Origin of the sequence: Chryseobacterium sp. 1B4 (genome assembly GCF_036631475.1) — a bacterium.
Taxonomy (GTDB): domain Bacteria; phylum Bacteroidota; class Bacteroidia; order Flavobacteriales; family Weeksellaceae; genus Chryseobacterium.
In genome coordinates this window covers 423772-443829 of sequence record NZ_JAPNUF010000007.1, presented here as the reverse complement: position 1 = coordinate 443829, position 20058 = coordinate 423772, and the positions used below count along the sequence as shown (strand labels likewise).

The 20058-nt window shown below is 38.5% G+C and carries 20 protein-coding genes and 2 pseudogenes; 17 read left to right on the top strand and 5 right to left on the bottom strand.

Features of this window, described 5'->3' with window-relative positions; genetic code table 11:
* The first annotated feature begins 3 nt into the window (after positions 1 to 3).
* Together OWR28_RS11525 and OWR28_RS11520 are read left to right on the top strand one after the other, a co-directional pair.
* A complete protein-coding gene (locus OWR28_RS11525; RefSeq protein ID WP_332386720.1) occupies positions 4 to 1206 on the top strand; it encodes a GTP-binding protein in 1203 nt (400 codons plus the stop codon).
* A 76-nt stretch (positions 1207 to 1282) separates the two neighbouring features.
* Positions 1283 to 2681: pseudogene (locus tag OWR28_RS11520) on the top strand (alkaline phosphatase).
* A gap of 103 nt (positions 2682 to 2784) precedes the next feature.
* On the opposite strand, the gene OWR28_RS11515 reads toward OWR28_RS11520, so the two are convergent.
* The 3 genes from OWR28_RS11515 to OWR28_RS11505 all read right to left on the bottom strand — a co-directional run bounded on the left by OWR28_RS11515 (position 2785) and on the right by OWR28_RS11505 (position 4160).
* Entirely contained in the window at positions 2785 to 3168 is a 384-nt protein-coding gene (locus OWR28_RS11515) for an anti-sigma factor (protein ID WP_332386719.1), read from the bottom strand.
* Between the two features lie 76 nt (positions 3169 to 3244).
* The gene (locus tag OWR28_RS11510; protein WP_332386718.1) at positions 3245 to 3589 is read right to left on the bottom strand and encodes a hypothetical protein; all 345 of its coding nucleotides are present in this window, start codon (positions 3587 to 3589) and stop codon (positions 3245 to 3247) included.
* A 1-nt stretch (position 3590) separates the two neighbouring features.
* On the bottom strand, positions 3591 to 4160 hold the full coding sequence (locus OWR28_RS11505; RefSeq protein ID WP_332386717.1) for an RNA polymerase sigma factor: 570 nt from the start codon (positions 4158 to 4160) through the stop codon (positions 3591 to 3593).
* A 291-nt stretch (positions 4161 to 4451) separates the two neighbouring features.
* Here OWR28_RS11505 and OWR28_RS11500 point away from each other — a divergent pair, with 291 nt between their 5' ends.
* The 13 genes from OWR28_RS11500 (at position 4452) to OWR28_RS11440 (ending at position 15824) form a co-directional block, all read left to right on the top strand.
* Positions 4452 to 5021 (top strand): fasciclin domain-containing protein, encoded by a 570-nt coding sequence (locus tag OWR28_RS11500; protein ID WP_332386716.1) that lies wholly within the window; start codon positions 4452 to 4454, stop codon positions 5019 to 5021.
* A gap of 75 nt (positions 5022 to 5096) precedes the next feature.
* Positions 5097 to 5807, top strand: coding sequence for a ferritin-like domain-containing protein (locus OWR28_RS11495; protein WP_332386715.1), 711 nt, complete (start codon positions 5097 to 5099; stop codon positions 5805 to 5807).
* 167 nt (positions 5808 to 5974) lie between these two features.
* The gene (locus OWR28_RS11490) at positions 5975 to 6646 is read left to right on the top strand and encodes a ferritin-like domain-containing protein (protein ID WP_332386714.1); all 672 of its coding nucleotides are present in this window, start codon (positions 5975 to 5977) and stop codon (positions 6644 to 6646) included.
* 399 nt (positions 6647 to 7045) lie between these two features.
* Entirely contained in the window at positions 7046 to 7492 is a 447-nt protein-coding gene (locus OWR28_RS11485; RefSeq protein WP_332386713.1) for a GAF domain-containing protein, read from the top strand.
* Positions 7493 to 7515: 23 nt separating this feature from the next.
* Positions 7516 to 8130 carry a PAS domain S-box protein gene (locus OWR28_RS11480; protein ID WP_332386712.1) on the top strand — a complete coding sequence of 205 codons (615 nt, stop codon included), beginning with the start codon at positions 7516 to 7518 and terminating at the stop codon, positions 8128 to 8130.
* A complete protein-coding gene (locus OWR28_RS11475; protein ID WP_332386711.1) occupies positions 8127 to 10370 on the top strand; it encodes an ATP-binding protein in 2244 nt (747 codons plus the stop codon). Before OWR28_RS11480 ends, OWR28_RS11475 begins: the two co-directional genes overlap by 4 nt.
* Entirely contained in the window at positions 10370 to 10951 is a 582-nt protein-coding gene (locus OWR28_RS11470) for a response regulator (protein ID WP_332386710.1), read from the top strand. The genes OWR28_RS11475 and OWR28_RS11470 overlap by 1 nt, the downstream gene beginning before the upstream one ends.
* A gap of 12 nt (positions 10952 to 10963) precedes the next feature.
* Positions 10964 to 11227 carry a response regulator gene (locus OWR28_RS11465; protein WP_332386709.1) on the top strand — a complete coding sequence of 88 codons (264 nt, stop codon included), beginning with the start codon at positions 10964 to 10966 and terminating at the stop codon, positions 11225 to 11227.
* Positions 11228 to 11328: 101 nt separating this feature from the next.
* A complete protein-coding gene (locus OWR28_RS11460) occupies positions 11329 to 11706 on the top strand; it encodes a hypothetical protein (protein ID WP_332386708.1) in 378 nt (125 codons plus the stop codon).
* Positions 11697 to 12395, top strand: coding sequence for a HEAT repeat domain-containing protein (locus tag OWR28_RS11455; RefSeq protein WP_332386707.1), 699 nt, complete (start codon positions 11697 to 11699; stop codon positions 12393 to 12395). The genes OWR28_RS11460 and OWR28_RS11455 overlap by 10 nt, the downstream gene beginning before the upstream one ends.
* Positions 12389 to 13564, top strand: a complete 1176-nt coding sequence (locus tag OWR28_RS11450) for a glycosyltransferase family 2 protein (protein ID WP_332386706.1) — start codon at positions 12389 to 12391, stop codon at positions 13562 to 13564. Before OWR28_RS11455 ends, OWR28_RS11450 begins: the two co-directional genes overlap by 7 nt.
* Positions 13531 to 14505 carry a hypothetical protein gene (locus OWR28_RS11445; RefSeq protein ID WP_332386705.1) on the top strand — a complete coding sequence of 325 codons (975 nt, stop codon included), beginning with the start codon at positions 13531 to 13533 and terminating at the stop codon, positions 14503 to 14505. The genes OWR28_RS11450 and OWR28_RS11445 overlap by 34 nt, the downstream gene beginning before the upstream one ends.
* Entirely contained in the window at positions 14499 to 15824 is a 1326-nt protein-coding gene (locus OWR28_RS11440) for a sulfatase-like hydrolase/transferase (protein ID WP_332386704.1), read from the top strand. Before OWR28_RS11445 ends, OWR28_RS11440 begins: the two co-directional genes overlap by 7 nt.
* Here OWR28_RS11440 and OWR28_RS11435 read toward each other — a convergent pair.
* Positions 15821 to 17004 (bottom strand): annotated as a pseudogene (locus OWR28_RS11435) (YaiO family outer membrane beta-barrel protein). The gene OWR28_RS11440 and the pseudogene OWR28_RS11435 sit on opposite strands and share 4 nt — an antisense overlap.
* Positions 17005 to 17242: 238 nt before the next feature.
* Between OWR28_RS11435 and xth the strand changes: the two are divergent.
* Positions 17243 to 18022 (top strand): exodeoxyribonuclease III, encoded by a 780-nt coding sequence (xth, locus tag OWR28_RS11430; protein ID WP_332386703.1) that lies wholly within the window; start codon positions 17243 to 17245, stop codon positions 18020 to 18022.
* Between the two features lie 70 nt (positions 18023 to 18092).
* On the opposite strand, the gene OWR28_RS11425 is transcribed toward xth, so the two are convergent.
* On the bottom strand, positions 18093 to 18881 hold the full coding sequence (locus tag OWR28_RS11425) for a LexA family transcriptional regulator (RefSeq protein WP_332386702.1): 789 nt from the start codon (positions 18879 to 18881) through the stop codon (positions 18093 to 18095).
* A gap of 449 nt (positions 18882 to 19330) precedes the next feature.
* Between OWR28_RS11425 and OWR28_RS11420 the strand changes: the two genes are divergently transcribed.
* A complete protein-coding gene (locus OWR28_RS11420) occupies positions 19331 to 19615 on the top strand; it encodes a bacteriocin-like protein (RefSeq protein ID WP_002979306.1) in 285 nt (94 codons plus the stop codon).
* Positions 19616 to 20058: the final 443 nt, after the last annotated feature.

Below are 20058 nucleotides of genomic sequence, written 5' to 3'. Positions count from 1 at the left end.
AAAATGACAAAAAAACTTCCTGTAACGGTACTGAGCGGTTTCCTGGGAGCCGGTAAAACCACATTACTGAACCATATTTTACACAACAGGCAAGGACTGAAGGTAGCTGTCATTGTGAATGATATGAGCGAAGTGAATATTGATGCCCGTATTGTTGAAAATCAAAATACCCTTTCAAGAACAGAAGAAAAACTGGTAGAAATGAGCAACGGATGCATCTGCTGCACACTTCGTGAAGATCTGATGGTAGAAGTGGAACGCCTTGCCGGCGAAAACCGTTTTGATTATCTTCTTATTGAAAGTACAGGAATCAGTGAACCGGTTCCTGTGGCTCAAACCTTTACCTACATTGATGAAGAAAGCGGAATAGACCTTTCCCGTTTCAGTTATGTAGATACCATGGTAACGGTAGTAGACTGTTTTAATTTCATAAAAGATTTCGGTTCTAATGAACTGCTGATGGACCGTGATCTTACGGATATGGAAGGCGATTACCGGACAATTGTTAATCTTCTGACCGATCAGATCGAATTTGCCAACGTGATTATTTTAAACAAAACAGATCTTATAGATGCGGAAACACTTGGCTTTTTACAGGCTGCCATAAAAAAGTTAAATCCGGATGCGGTTCTCTTACACTCAGAGTTTGGTAAAATTGATCCTCAGCAGATTTTAAATACACGGCTTTTTGATTTCGACAAAGCGCAATCATCTGCCGGCTGGCAAAAAGAACTGCAATCGGAGCACCACACTCCCGAAACGGAAGAATATGGAATAAGTTCAATCGTTTTCAGAGACAGAAAGCCTTTTCATCCGGTAAGATTATGGGAATACCTGAACCATCATTATCCTGAAGGAACAATACGAGCGAAAGGTCTGTTCTGGCTGGCGTCAAGACCTGATGATGCCCTGAACTTTTCTCAGGCAGGAGGATCTTTCCGTTTGGAAAAGGCAGGGGTATGGTGGTGCAGCATGTCGCTAAGCCATAGAGTACAGTATTCTTCATTTACGGAAAATCAAAGTTTTATTGAAAAAAGATGGGACAAAAACTGGGGTGACAGGATTAATGAACTGGTCTTTATCGGGCAGAATCTGGATAAAGATCAAATGCTGTCTGATCTTCAGCATTGCCTTATCAATGAAAGGGAAAAAGAATTGTTTGATAAAAAACAAAGCTTTGAAGATCCCTTTCCAAAGGATATTTAAAATTAACTTTTAATTAATGCAACAATGTATCGGTAAAAAGTTAAATGCGATAACTTGGTACATTATTCAAAACAATATGGACAGAAGAAAATTTCTAAAAGGTTCTGCAATACTTTCAGGATTATTAACCTTATCACCCGCTGATCTCTGGAGCTTCGGAAAGAATAGTGAAAAAACGAAGACCGGAGAGGCAAAGAATATCATCTTTATGGTCAGTGACGGGATGAGTCTGGGAACACTTTCAATGGCAGACCTGTATTCCCGGAATATTTTAGGAAGGGGAAGTAACTGGCTCAATCTGTATCATGAGAAAAAAGTAACCCGTGCCCTGATGGATACAGCCTCAGCAAGCTCTATAGTAACAGATTCTGCTGCTGCAAGTTCAGCTTTTGGAGGAGGGATAAGAGTAAAAACGGGACACTGAATATAGGACCTAACGGTGAGAAGCATCTTCCGATATGGCAGCAATATAAAAAAGGAGGCAAGAAAGCAGGCTGTGTGACTACCGTTACCGTTACCCATGCAACTCCTGCTGGTTTTTGTGTAAATTCTTCCAGAAGAAATGCAGAACCTCAAATCGCTGAGATCTATGCCGACCTGGAACTGGATGTGCTTTTAGGCGGAGGTGACGAGTTTTTCAATCCTGCCAAAAGAGAAGACAAGACAGATCTCTATTCTGTTTATCGCAAAAGGGATACCGGATTCTGAAAACACAAAATGACCTGAAAGAAGTCAGAAAAGGAGAGAAGCTGTTAGGAATCTTCAGTACAGGAGCGCTGCCGTACAGTATTGACAGGGCTCATCTGCAGGAATATAAAAATACTCCAACTCTTGCTGAAATGGCCGATACAGCTATTAACCAGATGAAGGATCATCCGGAGGGTTTTGTTCTTCAGGTAGAAGCCGGAAAAGTAGACTGGGCAGCCCATGCCAATGACGTTGCTGCATTGATTCACGATCAGCTGGCATTTGACGAAGCCGTAAAAACGGTTTTGGATTTTGCTGAAAAAGATGGAAACACCCTGGTAATCATCACTACAGATCATGGTAATGCCAATCCCGGAACTATTTATGGTACGGATGCCACCAAAAACTTTAACAGTATTTCAGGGTATCAATATACCAATGAATATATTCTGAACAAGATTCAGAAAGACTATTCGATGAATGATATTAAAGACTGGATTTATGAAAGTAACAAAATTATCCTGAATGATGATGAAGCCAAACATCTGCTGAGCTTTTACAACGGTCTTGAAAAAGGGGAAGAAGGAGGTCTTTATAATTATAAAAAGCTGCCTTTCAAACTATATTCGGAAATTCAGAAAAGCAGGAATTCTGTTGGATGGATCAGTATGGACCATTCCGGAGATTACGTGGAGGTAGCGGCTTATGGCCCGGGAAATGAAATTTTACAGCAGTTTATTAAAAATACAGATCTGCATGATCTGATGCTGAAAGCATGCCCTGTATAAACAAAACATTCATATTTTTTCATATTTAATTATTTGGGAGATGGCAAGGCGGATTTGATTGTGTCCGCCTTGTTTTTATTATAAGAAGGCTATATTTCCCCCATTACAAACATATTTTCCATGGTAGGCACTTTACTGCCTCCTTCTTTTCAAGAGTTATGGCAAAGGCCTGGGCATCGGGAATATTGGCTAAAGCAATTCTGCTGTCTTTATCTTCGGTATACATTCCTGCACTCACCGGCTTTCCGTTTTCTATAGCCCAAAGCTGATACTGCATTCCCTCAGGAGCTTTCGGAAGCTTTTCAGCATTCAGATAGACTTCTTTTGTTTTTTTGTCCCAGAAAACCATTGCTTTGGCATCCGCATGCTTTTCTACTCCTTTCAGCATAACCATCTTCATATCAGGATTGGAGAACATCTCAAGTTTCTGATTCATTTTCTGCATGGCCTCATCCTGATGCTTTTTATCTGCTGCCAGCAGAGCCATCTCTTTTGATTCGCAGATTGAGTGTTCATCCAGTACAAGTTACCGGCAACACTTACCAGAAACAGTACAGAAGCTGCTACTGCATACGTTTTCCAGGGGTATTTACTTGAGCTTTATACTCCGGAATATCTTCGTTTTGATCTTTTGCTTCCGGAATATCTGCTGAAAGGGCAGGGATAACTTCCTCAACAGTCTGTTCCTTCTGAATTTTGTTCCATATCTTAGATTTCAGATCAACCGGAGGTGCTACCGCCTGTGCCGTAGCAAGATCTTCCAAAGTTTTCTGCGCTTCTTCAAAAGCTGCTTTTACTTCAGCATTGTTCTTCATCACACACTCCAAAATCCCTGCTTCCTCGGGAGAAGCATGGCCAAGAATATAAGATTCTATAATTCCGGATGATATGTATTCTTTAGTGTTCAATTTATTGATAATCTTTTAGCAAATCCTTTAATTTCATCAGTGCATTCCGCATTTTTGTTTTTACGGTTCCCAGGGGTATCTTCAGCTTCTCAGATATCTCATGCTGGGTATATCCTTGATAATAAGCAAGATCAATAAGTTCCTGCTTATCTGCTTCCAGCCCTTCCAGAACGTTATTGAATCCGATATAGTCGGAAGAATTATTCGTTGTTGAAAGTTCTGCAGTATTATATACGAAATCCGGAAGTGATTGGTTTTTAAGCTCATTCTGGAATCCTTTAGACTTTAAATAATCAATAGCGGTATTCCTTGCAATATTGATCATCCAGGTATAAAACCTCCCTTTGGAAGCATCATACTGATGAATGGAGTTCCATATTTTAACAAAAACATCCTGAATAACTTCTTCAGTATATTCTTTAGACTGAACAATCCGAAGAATAATTCCGTACAGCGCACCAGAATAGTGGTCATACAGATAATGAAAACCAGTTTCGTTTTTTTCTTTTAATAAAACGATAAGCTCTTCTTCAGAATAGGTTGTTTTAATAGCTTTTATTTTTCTGTCCAAATGTAATAAAATAAAACATATAGTCAACAAAATCCTAAACATCTTTTATTTCATACACAATTTTAAAGAAATCATTTAAAAATATTCAATACAAGATATTTCATTCAGAAAAGAATAGAAAGATAATTCAGAAAACGTCCTGATGTACTTATTAAATTACAATATAAAAAAATAACCAGCTGAAAATCAAATAGATGAAATAAATTTCAATCTTTTTCAATCTAAAATAAAACCAACCTCGTAAATGACATTAAAGCACAAATAAATATAATCAATAAAAAAATCAATACAATGAACACACAATCAAAAATCACAGTCTTGGCAATGGTAGCTCTATCATTTGCTTTCAGCAGGAAGGTAACTGCACAAATGATGAAAGAAAAAACAGTAATGGTGGGAGGAGCCCCCATGTATCCATCCAAAAATATTATTGAAAACGCTGTGAATTCCAAAGATCACAAAACACTTGTGGCAGCAGTGAAAGCTGCCGGATTGGTAGAAACATTAGAGGGGGCAGGACCTTTTACAGTACTGGCACCTACAGATGCGGCCTTTGCAAAACTTCCCAAAGGAACCGTTGAAAACCTTGTAAAACCTGAAAATAAGGCAACACTTACCAGCATATTAACGTACCATGTTCTTCCCGGAAGATACAGTGCTAAAGAAATCTGGGCAGCCGTAAAAGCAGGAAAAGGAAAAAGTATGATGAAAACGGTACAGGGAGAGGAACTTACTTTCTGGACCAAAGGAAAAGACCTTTATATAAAAGATGCTAAAGGAAACAACGCGAAAGTAACCATTGCGGATGTAAACCAGTCTAATGGTGTGATTCATGTTATCGATACAGTTCTGATGCCATAACAACTTGTGAGATTTCAACAGCATATCAGTATGCTGTTTTCTTGCTCTTAAACCCAACACTAAAAAATAAATAGTATGAAAAGAACCATTCACGTTTCTAATCAGGGAGCTACCCTTGATACCAGCAGAAGAAACTTTTTAAAATTAAGTGGAGTAGGATTGGCCATCGCAGGCCTTACCATTATCGGTTGTGATGATAATGATGATTTCCAGATGATAGAAGAATCCAAGTATGACCTTGGAACAGGGGATGTAGGAGTATTAAATTACGCCTATGCACTTGAACAGCTTGAAGCCGACTTTTATACGAAAGTAGTTAACAATTTCTATGCGGGAATTTCCAGTATTGAAAAAGAACTTTTCACAGATCTGTACCATCATGAAGTGATACACAGGGATTTCTTCAAAGCTGCCATCAGCGGAGCTACAGATCATGTGCTGCCTAAGCTCGAATTCCAGTATCCGAATGTGAATTTTAATAACAGGAGCTCAGTTCTGGCCACAGCAAAAGCATTGGAAGATACGGGGGTAGCCGCTTATAATGGCGCGGGAAAATATATTTCCAACCCGGCATACCTTGTTATTGCCGGTAAAATAGTTTCTGTAGAAGCCAGACATGCTTCCGCTATCAGAAATATCATCAATCCCGGCTCTGCAGATTTTTCAGGAGATGACGTGATAGATGCCAATGGACTTGACCTCGCAAAAGAGCCCAAAGATGTCGTAATGGCTGCCGGAGCATTCATCAAAACACCTTTTACCTGGAAAGAAAGAGGCATCAACTAATCATTCACCTTAAAAACTCACATTATGAATATTCTTAGATTACTGGATAAGCTTTCCCATGATAAATTTTTCACAACGGAAGCATCAAGACTTGAGGCCATTACCAATATGTCTCTATTCGGAAAAAAGCAGCAGTAGCAGCAGTTCCGCTTGGACTGGGTGCACTGATGGCAACTCCGGCTAAAGCAGAAACCTCAAAAACAGCATTTACAGGTATGGCTTTAAAAAGTACCCTCACAGATGCATTGCAGCTGGCATTGGTGCTGGAATACCTTGAAAATGAATATTACAGCATAGGATTGTCTACACCGGGACTTATTCCGAATGCAGACAGGACCGTTTTTATGCAGATCTCAAAGCATGAATCTGCTCATGTAGGTTTTCTGAAAAGTACACTGACTTCCTTAGGAACGACTCCGGGAAACAAACCGACTTTTGATTTTACCGCTGGGGGAAATTTTACTCCTTTTACAGATTATAATCAGTTTCTGATTCTTGCTCAGGCCTTTGAAGATACGGGAGTAAGGGCATATAAAGGACAGGCAGGAAATGTAATGTCCAATAAGGTTGTGCTTCAGGCAGCCTTACAGATTCATTCTGTAGAAGCCAGACATGCTTCGCAGGTAAGAAGAATGCGAGCAAACAAAGGATGGATAGAGCTTGCCGATGGGGGAAGTATGCCTTCTGCAACCAATCCTGTTTATGCAGGAGAAGATAATACCAATCAGGCGGGTTTCAATACAGGAACCTTATTTGGAGCTGCAGCCGGTTCTGCAGCTTATGATGAGATTTTAAGCGGCAGCGATGCACAGACTATTGCCTCTCTGTTCATAGTATAGTTGTGATTTGGATGATGATAAGTGGTGTGTCCATTTCCGGGCTCATCCGGAAATGGACTTTAAAATCAATCGTCAGGCCTTAAAAAACACTGTTAAAGCATTACTTTTCATCCTGATTCAAACACTGAGTACCATATGATCACATGTGGTACTTTTTATTTTATATTGTTTATTACTTCTTTATATCTTTAAAATTTCTTTAAATCTTTTAAAATAACCATGCATATTCCTTTATTAACAAATTAACTGCAACGGAATACAAAATTATTTCGTATTTTGCTTTACTTATTAAAATAATAATTTAAAGCACTTAAAAATATTAAAAATATAAACTTTAAGGACTTGATTATCATTTTTTAATAATCAAAAAAGAAAAATCTCTAACCGTTGAAATAACATATGAAGAAGTACCCAATTCCTGCGAATGAAGAAGACCGAATGAGAAAACTGGAGTTTTTTGATCTTTTAAACCTGGAAAAAGATCCCCAGTTGGACGTTTTTGCAGAAACAGCGTGTCTGGTGACCGACTGCCCGGCAGCGCTTATTGCCATGATGGAAAGCGAAACCCAAACCATTCAGAGCTGTGTAGGGATTGCCCTGGATTTTGTAGACAGGAAAAATACAGTATGTCAGTATTCTATCGCAAGTGGGGATATCGTAGTCATTAATGACACTTTACTGGATGAAAGATCTTCTGATAATCCACTCATACTGGCAGGCGGAATCCGGTTTTATGCAGGAGTACCCCTGTTAGATGACGAAGGATTTGCATTGGGAACGCTTTGCGTAATTGATTATAAGCCTAAAACTATTACGGAAGACCAGATCTCTACCCTAAAAAAATAGGGGAAGCGGTCACGAAACTTCTGATGGGGAAACGGAAAAACATCCAGGCCGAATATTTTCAGCAAACCTTCAGCATTTCAAATAACCTGATCTGTGTGCTGGACAAAGATTTTTTCCTGAAAGACATTAACCCTGCTTTTGAAAACGCATTTCAAATAAATAAAAGCCAGGTTCTTAATCAGAATTTCCTTGACCTGGTAGGCAGTCATAATTCCCAGCTGCAATTGCTCTCTAAAAATCTTCCTGATACGGATGAAGAGGTTACTTTTACCACTTCTACCAATATCAGTGATACCCAAACCATTATTGTTGAATGGTATTTAAAACTGAACCAGAGCCATTCAGATATTTTTTGCTTCGGAATCAATATTACCCAGCGTATTGAAGAAAAACTAAAACTGGAAAGCTCCGAACGCCGTTTCAGAAGCTTCTTCGAAAATGCAATAGGACTGATGAGTATGCATGATATGGAAGGAAATATCATCGCCGTCAATGAAAAAGGAAGAGAAACTCTTCAATATTCTGCCGAAGAGGTGGAAGATCTGAATTTAAAAGACCTGGTTCCTGAAAAAACTGGTATCTTCTTGAACAATATCTGGAGCGCATCAACAAAAACCGTGAAGATTTCGGGACCATGATCCTGAAAACAAAAAGAGGTGATGAAGTAATATGGATGTACCATAACCTTGTGGAGATCAATAAGGAAGGAAAACCGTACGTAGTCAGTACCGCACTGAATGTTACCGAAAGAGTGACCCTGGAAAAAGATCTGGTTCATACCAAAAAGATGCTGGAACAGACCAGTGCCGTTGCCCAGGTGGGAGGCTGGGAAGTCAATCTCAAAAACAACACTGTAATCTGGTCACAGTCTACCAGAGAAATTCATAAAATAGATAAAAATTTCCAGCCGGATTTTGAGAATGCGCTGGGCTTCTACAGTGAAAACAGCCGGGAAAAGCTGGAATCCTTATTCGAGAGAGCTGTGAAAGAAGGCGTTCCCTACGATGAAGAATTACAGCTGATAAGAAATGACGGCGTCATGATCTGGGTAAGGGTAAAAGGAATACCGGAATTTGAAGGAGGAGTATGTACCAGAGTCTACGGAATCATACAGGATATTGACAACTTCAAAAAAGTTTACCTCGAACTGGCCAGAAAAGAGGCTATGCTTCAGGCATTTGTTGCCTATGTTCCTGCTACGGTAGCCATGTTTGACAAGGATCTTAATTATCTGTCAGTAAGCAGCAGCTGGAAAGATGAATTCCAGATGAACGACATCAGGCTCATCGGGGAGAACATGTTTAAGATTTCTCCGGATGTACCCGATGAAAGAATAAAAATATACCGGGATGCCCTGGCAGGAAAAGCCTACAAGAATGAAGATATGGCGATAGAAATTCCCGGCAAGGAATCTATTCAGCATTATAATGTGGAGGTTACTCCCTGGTATCTTTCCAGCAATGTTATTGGTGGGATTATTGTTTCTGCACAGAATATTACAGCTTCTGTGAAGATCAATAAGGAACTTAAAAATGCCAAGAAAATGGCAGACATTGCCAGCAGGGCGAAGTCAGAATTTCTGGCTAATATGAGCCATGAAATCCGGACTCCGTTAAATGGTGTTATCGGTTTCTCGGATCTTCTGTTAAAGACACCATTGAACGAAATACAGACTCAGTATCTTAATTATATTAATGAATCCGGTGAAAATCTATTGAACATTATCAATGATATCCTTGATTTCTCCAAAATAGAATCCGGAAAAATGGATCTTTCCATTGAAAAAGCCAATGTATATGATATTGTCAGCCAGGTAATCAATGTAATCCTTTATCAGTCTCAGAAAAAGAATATAGAATTACTTTTAAATATAGAACCGGGACTTCCCGAAACCATCTGGCTGGATGAATCGAGACTCAAACAGATTCTGATCAATCTTCTTGGAAATGCCGTGAAGTTTACCCAGGAAGGGGAAATAGAACTTAAAGTAGAAAAACTGAGTATTGAGAGTAAAAATATTACCCTGAGATTTTCTGTAAGAGACACCGGAATTGGTATTCCTAAAGAAAAACAAAAGCATATTTTCAATGCTTTCACCCAGGAAAACAGCTCTATCAGCAAAAAGTACGGAGGAACCGGCCTTGGATTGACCATTTCCAACAATATCCTGAACTATATGGGAAGCAGTCTGTCATTGGTAAGTGAGCTTCATAAAGGATCTACATTCTATTTTGACATCCAGGTTCCTTACGAGATGTCTGAACGCCAGGAAGATGAAGATCTGAAGATAAACAAGGTACTGATTGTAGACGATAATGAGGCCAACAGGATCATTATTCAGCATATGCTCGCTTATAAAAATGTGGACTCAAAGCTTGCCGCCAACGGAATGGAAGCCCTTCAGATACTGCTTGCAGGAGAACGTTTTGATGTGATTCTGATGGACTATCATATGCCGGTCATTTCAGGACTGGAAACCATAGAAAAAATCAGGGAGTTGTTTGATAAACAAAATGAATCATCTCCTCTGATTATTCTTCATACCTCTTCTGAAGAGCATGACGTGATCAATTCTTTCCGCCAGGAAAACAATTCGTTCTTCCTGTTAAAACCGATCAAATCTGAAGAGCTTTATAAAACGCTGAAGCTTGCTGTAAAAAATACTGAAAAAGAGATAAACAGTAACACGCAGCCGGAAACAAAAGCACCAAAGTTAATGCAGTCTGCTAAGGTTTTACTTGTAGATGACAATCCTGTGAATATGGTGCTGAATAATAAAATGGTACGTTCATTAATCCCTGATGCACAGCTCACAGAAGCTACTGATGGTCTTCAGGCATTGGAGCAGTGTAAAGAAAAATATTTGATATCATTTTAATGGATGTTCAGATGCCGGTAATGGACGGTATTGAAGCAACGAAACAAATCCGGTTACTTCCGGAGTATGCCGGTGTTCCGATTATTGGTGTGACTGCAGGAAATGTACTGGGAGAAAAAGAAAAGTGTATGGATTCCGGGATGAATGACTTCCTGCCTAAGCCTTTAAGACAGGCAGATCTGCTGGCAATACTGGAAAAATACATTCTTAATGAAAATGACATTCCTTCGGAAGAATCATCAGATAAGGAAAAATATTTTGATATAAAACTTCTGAATGAACATATGGGTGATGATGATGAAGATTTCAAAAAAATATTTCTGAACCTTGTGATACAGGAACTTACTCAGGCTGAAGAAAATATCAGAAAAAGCACTGCAGAAAAAGACAGCACAGCCCTGAAAATGATCCTTCACAAGCTTAAAGGAACGGCAGGAACGGCAGGATTGATAAAACTTACTGAACGTACAGCTGACTGGGAAAAGAAAACAGAACCTGGCATGGATTTTACCTCCATGGAAAAAGAAATTATCCGGGAGATCACAACAGGATTACAATTCATTAAAAATTTAATACAATAAAAAAATAAAATTATGCTGATTCTAATCGCCGAAGACGACGAACTGATTCTAAAAACGATTGAGCACAAATTATTAAAAGAAGGGCACGAAGTGATTCTTACCCGTAACGGAAAAGACGCTATAGAAACCCTTAAAACAAAAGATGTAGACCTGGCCATCACAGATATTATGATGCCGTTTGCTTCCGGAATTGAAATACTTTCAGCTATTAAAACCATGGGCAAGCAGATCCCGGTGATCATGCTTTCCAGCATGGGACAGAAGAAGTGGTACTGAATGCTTTTGACCTCGGAGCAGCGGATTTTATTGTAAAACCATTCAGTCCCAATGAATTGATACTAAGAATAAAAAGATTTTCTTCAAAATAAACGATAACCATGTTTCTCACCACTTCTGTACATTTTCTTTTTCTTGTTTTTCTGGGGATGCTGTCTCTGGTTCTACTGCTGATTATTGCAGTGCTGATCTACAGTTTTTACCAGTACAGAGAATCCGTGCAGGCTTTCAGATGGTCAGAAGTAATCAATAAAAGAATCTCAGAAGTGATTGTATATGGTGAAGACGAAATGTCTCCGGATGATAATTTCTCGTCAGCATCAGGCAGTTCTATATTCAGAAATTTGTTCCTTCAGAAGCTGGCAGAATCCGAGAAGAAATTTTCCGGAGCAGCTCAAAACAAACTGAAAGATTTATTCCGGAAATATGGACTTCAGGAAGAAGCGTTAAAAAAGCTCTGTCAAAAAAAGTGCACTTAATTGCAAGAGGGATACAGGAACTTACCGCTATGAATGTAGAAGAAGCATTGCCTAAAATAGCTCCATTTTTAAGCCATCCTTCAGCTCAGGTATATCAGGAAGCACAATATGCAATGGTTCACTTTAAAGGATTTGAAGGCCTTCATTTCCTGAGCAGCATTACATCCACCATATCAGAATGGCAGCAGCTTCGTTTACTAATTTCAATTACTCAGATTCCTGATAACTCAGGAGATCATATTAAAAGCTGGATGGAAAGATCTAATGATTCTGTAGTTATTTTCACCCTTAAACTGTTAAGGAAATTTCAGATATTATCGCTTTATCCTTCTGTTATTAATCTGCTGAACCATTCTTCTCCTGAAATACGGATACAGGCGGTACAGACTTTATTATCACTGGAAAACTCCTCTACGATTGCCCATCTTATAGAAATCTATCCGCACCAGCCGGTTGAAGTTCAGAAAGAGATCCTTAAAGTCATGAAAAAGTCAAAAGACCAGCGCAGTACGGATTTTCTGAAAGATCAGTTATTGAATGGCAGTGATTCAGGATTGAAAGTGTATGCCGCAGAAGCTTTATGTGCACTTGAAAAGCATGAGTATCTGGCAGAAGTATTACAGAAGGAAACTTCTTCTGAAGAATTAATTCAAATCATTAAATACGCATTACAGGAAAAAGTATGTTAGAATTCTCACACATCACCTATGAAGTTGTTATCTGGCTGTTTTTAATTTACGGAACAGCAGTAACCCTTATCTATGGGTGGATAGGAATATATGCACTGGGCGCTGTGCTGCGTTACAAAAAAGAAAATACATTTACAGATTACAGTATCATTGCGGCCAATCCCAATGCCCCGGTATTCAGCGTTATTGCGCCGGCCTATAATGAAGGCATGACCATTGTGGAAAATGTACGTTCCCTGTTATCCCTTTACTATCATAATCTGGAAATTATTATTGTAAACGACGGAAGTAAGGATGATTCCATACAAAAGCTGATCGAAGCTTATGAACTGGAATCGGTGGCTTATTTCATTCAGGGAAAAATAGAAACCAATGCCGTAAGAGGAGTTTATAAAAGTAAAAATCCGGCCTTTAAAAAGCTTATTGTTGTTGATAAAGAAAATGGTGGAAAAGCAGATGCTTTAAATGTGGGAGTCAATATCTCTTCCGGGGAATATCTGGTGTGCATTGATGTGGATTGTATTCTGGAGCAGGATTCGATTTTAAAATTGGCAAAACCCATGCTGGAGCAGACCGATAAAAAGTTCATCGCCTGCGGTGGAGTAATTCGTCTGGCCAATAACTGTGTCATTGAAAACGGAAAAGTAGTAAGTGTCAACATGCCGAAAACCCTGCTGGGGAGAACACAGGCACTGGAATACATACGAGCTTTCGTACTCGGTCGTATGGCATGGTCCCGTGCGTCCGGTCTGATTCTGATCTCCGGTGCTTTTGGCGTATTTGACAGAAAAATTGTGCTGGCATGTGGAGGTTATGATAAAAGTACAGTGGGAGAAGATATGGAGCTGGTGGTAAGAATGAGGAAATACATGGAAGAAAGGAACGAACCTTATGAAGTGCTTACCATTCCGGATCCTTTGTGCTGGACAGAAGTTCCCGAGTCCAAAGATATTCTCAGAAAACAAAGAAACAGATGGATGCGCGGAACGATGGAAACCCTGTGGAAACACAGGAAGCTGATGTTCAATCCGAAATACAGAAAACTAGGAATGATCAGTCTTCCGTATTGGTTTTCTTTGAATTTTTGGGACCGCTTATCGAATTTTCAGGGTATATTATCTTTATCATCTTTTTATTGCTGGGAATTATCAACTGGCCGTTTTTTGTAATTCTGTTCGCTCTTGTGATCTCAATGGGCTTTCTGTATTCTATCTATGCTATATTGGTGGATCTTGTAAGCCATCAGGTTTATACCAAAAGGAAAGACTTTCTCAGATTAATCTTCACCGCCTTTTCCGAACCTTTTTATTTCCATCCTATTGTGGTGAAAGCGGGTGTAAACGGGTTTATAGATTATTTTAAAAAATCGCACGGCTGGGGTGAAATGACCCGACAAGGCTTTAATCAAAGTACACAAAATTTACCTCTGAAAGAAAGAATATACGCTATTCTTCAGGTGGGGCTTAAAAAGTGGGGAATACTGGCATTGATTTTCCTTGCCTTATTTTTGGCTGGCATAGTTGCAGAATCATTATGGTATAAGTATGTCTTTCCAAAATTTGAAACTCCGGCTATCATTGGCCATCTTTTCACAGAAAATATTTTATTTGCTCTTAGACTGACCTTCTGTATCGGATTTATTTATCTGATCATCAATTTTATCAAAGAAGGCTGGGCAAGGATTCTGGGGATAGTAACCCTGCTCATTGTAGCTGTTACCCAATATATCTTATTCCTGTATTTTTCTGAAACACGTAATGTATTGGGGGCAGATGTCTTATATTACAGCAAAGAAGAAATAAAGCAAATCTTACAGGCCAGCGGAATGCTCAACTTCAAGAACTTTGCATTACTGGGAATTTTAATAGCCGGCTCACTGATTCCTTTATGGATTGCCGGGAAAACCGCTTTAAAAACAATATATCCGGGATTGATAATCATGGTATTGGGATTAGCAGCCTTTTTTATTCCTTCCGATATCGTAGGATCCAAAATTCTGAGCTCTGAAAGTGAGTTTAATCAGAATGCAGCAAAAGTAAATGGGCTTATTTCTTTAAATCCAACGAAGATAATTTCATCAGTGATCATCCGGAGCTTACTGAATTGCTAAGCGAAAATGAAGACTATGCTGCCAATGCGGAAATGCTTGATAAAAACTTTCCGTTCTGGAGAAAAGAAAATACCCCGGATTTCCTGGGATCATATTTTAACAGATCCGGGAAGGTTCCCAATCTTGTTTTCCTTATAATGGAAGGCTTCGGACATGCGTATACATCGCCCAAAGGATACATCGGTAACTTTACTCCTTACCTTGATTCTCTGTCTAATAAAAGTTTGTATTGGGAAAACAGTTTAAGTTCAGCAGGAAGAACATTCGGAGCATTGCCGTCCTTGACCGGATCACTTCCTTTCGGGAAAAACGGATTTCTTGAAATAGAAAAAACACCAGAAAACTTCAATCTTTACAATATTCTTAAAGCGAACGGATTTGAAACAGGGTTCTATTATGGAGGCCATACATCATTCGACCGGTATCGCGAATTTCTGGAATACAGTGGAGTAGATCATATTGTGGATGAAGCATTATTCAGCAGTCCGTACCGTAAACTTCCTGCCAGCAACGGAGAGAGCTGGGGATATGAAGACCAGGCCGTTTTTGGTAAAATGCAGGAGCAGCAAAAACCATGGAATCAACCGTATTTCAATATGATCCTTACGCTTTCAACCCATAATCCTTTTTTAATCAATAATAAAGGTTATTATGAAAAGTTGTACAATCAAAGGCTTAATTCCGGGATTCTAACTCCAGAGCAGAAAAAATGGGCAACCGCTCATAAAGATCAGCTCATTTCAGTATTGAACGCCGATGATGCGATTAAAGGTTTCTTCAAAAATTACAGCAAACGCCCGGATTATAACAATACAATTTTTGTCATTACAGGAGATCACAGTATGCCTGAAATTACTTTACAGTCTAAAATTGACAGGTACCATGTTCCTTTGTTAATCTATTCACCTTTATTAAAGGAACCAAAACGTTTTTATAAAACAGTGAGCCATTTTGATATTGCACCTTCCATTCTGGCCTATTACAGGAATAATTATCAAATCAAAACACCTTCTACCGTGACATGGGTGGGAAGAGGCTTTTCTGCAGATGCTGAAATCAGCAAGGCCGGAATTCCTATGATGCAGAGTAAAAACCAGCTTATTGATTTCGTATCTGAAAAGTATTATATCCATGACGGACAGCTTTTCACGCTTAAGAACCTGGAAGAAGATCCTTCCAGTGATGCAGCAGCCATGACTAAAATCAATGGCAGATTCAATCAGTATAAAAGTATGAATGCAAAGTTTTATTCTACTAAAAAACTGATGCCTGATTCGGTAATGGTTAACTTTAAGAAAAAAATGAAATCAAAGTTTTAGAACTTTCTGGTGTAGCCCAAAGTAATATCAAACTGATTTCCTTTCTCACCCGGACGGAATTCCTGATTATAATACATGGTTCCTACAGAAAACAGATTGGTGCGGTAAGAGAAATTATATTCAGCACCTACTTTAAAGGTTTTAAGCTTAAAAGTTTCATTTTCCAGGAGGTTATTACGATTTTCTTCAGGGCTGATTCCCGTTCCGGCCTGAAAAGCAAAATAATCCTGAGCACCTTTTGTATAGTATCGTACCGTTGCCGTATAAGAATGCGAAATATTTTTGCTGTCCGGCGTAATATAAGTACGCAGATTGAACCAGAAATTTTATAATATTTCCCTACAGCAGCAGTATACATCCAGATGCTGTTGCTGAAATACAATTGACGGTAACCTAGTTCAGCTTCAAAGCTGTGGGGAAGATTGGCATTCAGGGAAACTCCGGTACGGTATTTCGGGAAAAGACCGACATCATCAGAATATCCTCCGCCAACATACAGATAAAACATTTTCGAAAGTCTCGGATAAGCTTCCAGCTCAATCTGCGTTCCTCCCTGCGCAAACTTATTGGCATAGTTCCCGCGAAGAATCACAGAACCAATAGGAGTTACTCTCTTATAGCTTACTCCCACAATATGCCAGTCGTCATCAAACTGTTTGTCAAAATGGGAATAATTATAAACTATTCCAACCGCATTTTTAGAAGAAAGATCATTTATTCTCACAGCAAGAGCCCTTGCTTCCGTATTTTTAGGATTGATGGATAAAAGAGTCTTTACAGCCTGATCAGCTTCCTCATAATGATCCATCCCAAAATATACTTTCGCCTTCAGCAGCAAAAGTGCTTCAGATTTTGGATGATAGGAAAGTCCTTTATCAATAATTTCGATAGCCTTTGTATTCTGATCATTCCAGTATTCCAATGAGGCGTAGGCCAGAAAATAATCTTCATCCTGAACACCTCTTTTTCCAAGGTCTTCAAATACAGCTCTCGCCGCAGCCAGATCTTTATTCCATGTATATAATCTCCCAAGAAAAACTGAAATATCCGTATAATTCGGCGCTTTTTCCAATGCTTCTTTAGCCAGCGCTATAGAAGTTGTATAGTCTTTCTGTTCAAAGGCCGTGGTACGGGCTTTAGCAAACAATTCGTCAGCAGTGAGACTCTGCTGTCCATACATTGTAACAGGAAAAAGTAATGCTAATAAAAAGGCTGGATATCTTTTCATCGGGGAATTTAGTATTAATGAGCTATATCTTGTATCACAAATATATTGAACTTTTACCTCACAGCCCAGAGATTATTCATCAAAACTTATTTTTTTAGATTATTATTTCATAAAATACCACCTAATAGATATTTATGATGGAATAATTATTGTCGTAATTAAAAAAATTGATTTTCCAAAAACCTTCATCATGAAAATAGCAACCTATAACGTAAACGGAGTCAATGGCCGCCTGCCTGTTTTATTGAAATGGCTGAAAGAAGCTTCACCGGATATTGTCTGCCTTCAGGAATTAAAAGCACCTCAGGAACGTTTTCCTTTGCATGACATCAATAACGCCGGATATCAGGCCATCTGGAATGGACAGAAGAGCTGGAACGGAGTGGCCATACTGGCAAAAAACAAAGAAATTACAGAAGTGCAAAGGTCATTACCGGGTGATCCTGAGGACATTCAAAGCCGTTATATAGAAGCTATTATAGATCAGATAGTGGTATGCTGTCTGTATCTTCCTAACGGAAATCCTTATCCCGGACCTAAGTTTGATTATAAATTATCATGGCTCAAACGTTTTAAAAAACGAACCGATCAGCTCATTAAAATGGAACTTCCTGCCATTCTTATCGGCGATTTTAATATTATTCCGGAGCCTGTTGATGTCCATAAACCCGAACGCTGGGAAAATGATGCATTATACCGGACAGAAGTAAGAAAAGCATATAAAGATCTTCAGAAAAAAGGCTGGCTGGATTCTATACGAAGCCTCTATCCGAACGAAAAAATCTATACATTCTGGGATTATTTATACAAAGCTTATGACAGAAATGCAGGGATAAGGCTGGATCATATTTTATTAAGTCCGTATCTGCAGTCCCGGTTACAAAGCGGTGGAGTAGACAGTCATGTAAGGGGTTGGGAGAAAAGCAGCGACCATGCTCCCGTATGGATTGAACTTTCTGAGGAGTTATAATACCATAAACGTACTATATAAAAATGCTCCTGGTATAAAACCAGGAGCATTTTTATAATAGATATTGATTTTATGACTGTTTACGACGGCGGCCTGTGATCTTTTTATCAAGATCTCTGATATCCTTTCTCAGTTCCCGGAACATTTCTTTGAAATTATAGTTTTCATAATCACCCGGTTCAAAATCTTCGGGGAAAATTCCTGAAGCATACTGCCAGATTTCTACTACTTCTTCAAAAGGAATATCATAAGGCTCATAAAATGAATTGTCAGCACTTACACAGATTGCATTTTCTTTCCTTTCTTTAAAACGCTTGTAAGTAATACCATCATTCAGCGTAACAAAAACATAGGTTTTACCTTCTTTCAGTTCACTGATGCCCTCTACATATTTCCCTACAATATAAGACCCGTTTCTGAACGGCGGCATAGAATCACCATCTGCAGGAAAAGCCCTGTATTTTCCGTTGTTAAGAAAAGGAAGTGCAATACGCTGAAGACTTTCAATGTATTCGATATCGCTGTATCCCTCCAGATACCCCATGGAAGCTTTCTGAGGAATAATTTCAATGGTATCATTTCCATGAGTATCCACCGCTACCGGAAGAACGATCCTGTTATCCGGAAGTTTCAGCATTTCATCCACCGGATGTTTCTCCAGATCTACAGACAGCATAAGATCAATGCTTACATGAAAATATTTGGAGATTTTTACCAGCAGCTCGATAGGAGGTTCGGATATTCCGTTTTCATATTTTGAATACCGTACTCTTGAAATCATTAATTCATCGGCTACATTCTGTTGGGAGAGCTTTCTTCTGGCTCTTAAAAAGCGTATATTATTTGAAAAAACTGACATTGATTAAAGTATGTCAGCAAAAATACAAAATTTGATTCCGTTATCAATGATTCAGGTAGGTTTTGCTATCAGAAGGGAGCAAATTTTATCTATTATTTTGACAATCTCCTCCAAAATGAATGAATGGCAGCAGTTTACAGACTCATTTCCCATCCTCTCAAGCCTTATTTAAGAGGAATAATAATGATTTTACATGAATTAAAAAATAAACAACAATAAATATAATTTAATACAAAAATAATAACTCCAAATTTCATAAATTGAATTATGTTTTTTAACATTTAGAAAATCAATCACATATAAGTGAAAATCATATTTTTATTAAAATAACCATATATTAATGAAATATTAAACAATAAAAACAAATAATTAATTTATTTAAAATAATTTGCAATGGTATAAATATTATTCATATATTCGTGATGTAATAATCATATAAAATTATAGTTATGAAAAACTTAAAAAAATTGGACAGAAACGAATTAAAAGCTATTTCAGGTAACGGATTACTAGATCCAATCGGCGGACTTCTAGGTGGACTAGGAGGTGTAGTTGGTGGAGTAGTAGGCGGTGTAGGTACTATCGTTGGTGGTGTTGTAACTGGCGTAGGATCTACAGTAGGTGGAGTAGTAGGCGGTGTAAGCACTGTTGTAACTAACGCTTTATGCCAGACACAATGTGTTGTTAACGGTGTAATCCACATCAAATTACTTGAGTGCGGTTCTACTTGCTAATCAGCAAACAATTTGACATTAAAAAATTTACCGCTCTTTTCAGAGCGGTTTTTTTATGCCCTTAGTCCATAATTTCTTTAAGAATATTTATTCCTATTTATTTCTTTATTTCCGACCATTTCAGCAACTTATTATCAACAGGGCAGGTATGAAGAGTTATAACCAGGTCTGTATTTGCTGTAATCTGTAAATCTGAATAACACCCTCTTTTTCCTTTACTTAGTCTGCATTTGCCAATGTTTCTATGGCATCCTTTCTTATCAAAATCAGCATTACAAAACAAATTGTGTCATTACCATTTCCGGGTAATTTTCAGAGGGTTTTTACATCAAAAAAAACTTAAAAAAACAAGCCATTAAATTATAACACGACGAGTTTTGTCGCTGTGCGCCAGTACCTTTGTATCAGAGATAAGATAAAGAATCCCGGGAAAATTAATTGTC

Coding starts and splice junctions, on each gene's coding strand:
- OWR28_RS11525 (WP_332386720.1), top strand. CDS start 4: ATGACAAAAAAACTTCCTGTAACGGTACTGAGCGGTTTCCTGGGAGCC.
- OWR28_RS11515 (WP_332386719.1), bottom strand. CDS start 3,168: ATGGCTCTGCTGGCAGCAGATAAAAAGCATCAGGATGAGGCCATGCAG.
- OWR28_RS11500 (WP_332386716.1), top strand. CDS start 4,452: ATGAACACACAATCAAAAATCACAGTCTTGGCAATGGTAGCTCTATCA.
- OWR28_RS11495 (WP_332386715.1), top strand. CDS start 5,097: ATGAAAAGAACCATTCACGTTTCTAATCAGGGAGCTACCCTTGATACC.
- OWR28_RS11490 (WP_332386714.1), top strand. CDS start 5,975: ATGGCAACTCCGGCTAAAGCAGAAACCTCAAAAACAGCATTTACAGGT.
- OWR28_RS11485 (WP_332386713.1), top strand. CDS start 7,046: ATGAAGAAGTACCCAATTCCTGCGAATGAAGAAGACCGAATGAGAAAA.
- OWR28_RS11480 (WP_332386712.1), top strand. CDS start 7,516: ATGGGGAAACGGAAAAACATCCAGGCCGAATATTTTCAGCAAACCTTC.
- OWR28_RS11475 (WP_332386711.1), top strand. CDS start 8,127: ATGATCCTGAAAACAAAAAGAGGTGATGAAGTAATATGGATGTACCAT.
- OWR28_RS11470 (WP_332386710.1), top strand. CDS start 10,370: ATGGATGTTCAGATGCCGGTAATGGACGGTATTGAAGCAACGAAACAA.
- OWR28_RS11465 (WP_332386709.1), top strand. CDS start 10,964: ATGCTGATTCTAATCGCCGAAGACGACGAACTGATTCTAAAAACGATT.
- OWR28_RS11460 (WP_332386708.1), top strand. CDS start 11,329: ATGTTTCTCACCACTTCTGTACATTTTCTTTTTCTTGTTTTTCTGGGG.
- OWR28_RS11450 (WP_332386706.1), top strand. CDS start 12,389: ATGTTAGAATTCTCACACATCACCTATGAAGTTGTTATCTGGCTGTTT.
- xth (WP_332386703.1), top strand. CDS start 17,243: ATGAAAATAGCAACCTATAACGTAAACGGAGTCAATGGCCGCCTGCCT.
- OWR28_RS11425 (WP_332386702.1), bottom strand. CDS start 18,881: ATGTCAGTTTTTTCAAATAATATACGCTTTTTAAGAGCCAGAAGAAAG.
- OWR28_RS11420 (WP_002979306.1), top strand. CDS start 19,331: ATGAAAAACTTAAAAAAATTGGACAGAAACGAATTAAAAGCTATTTCA.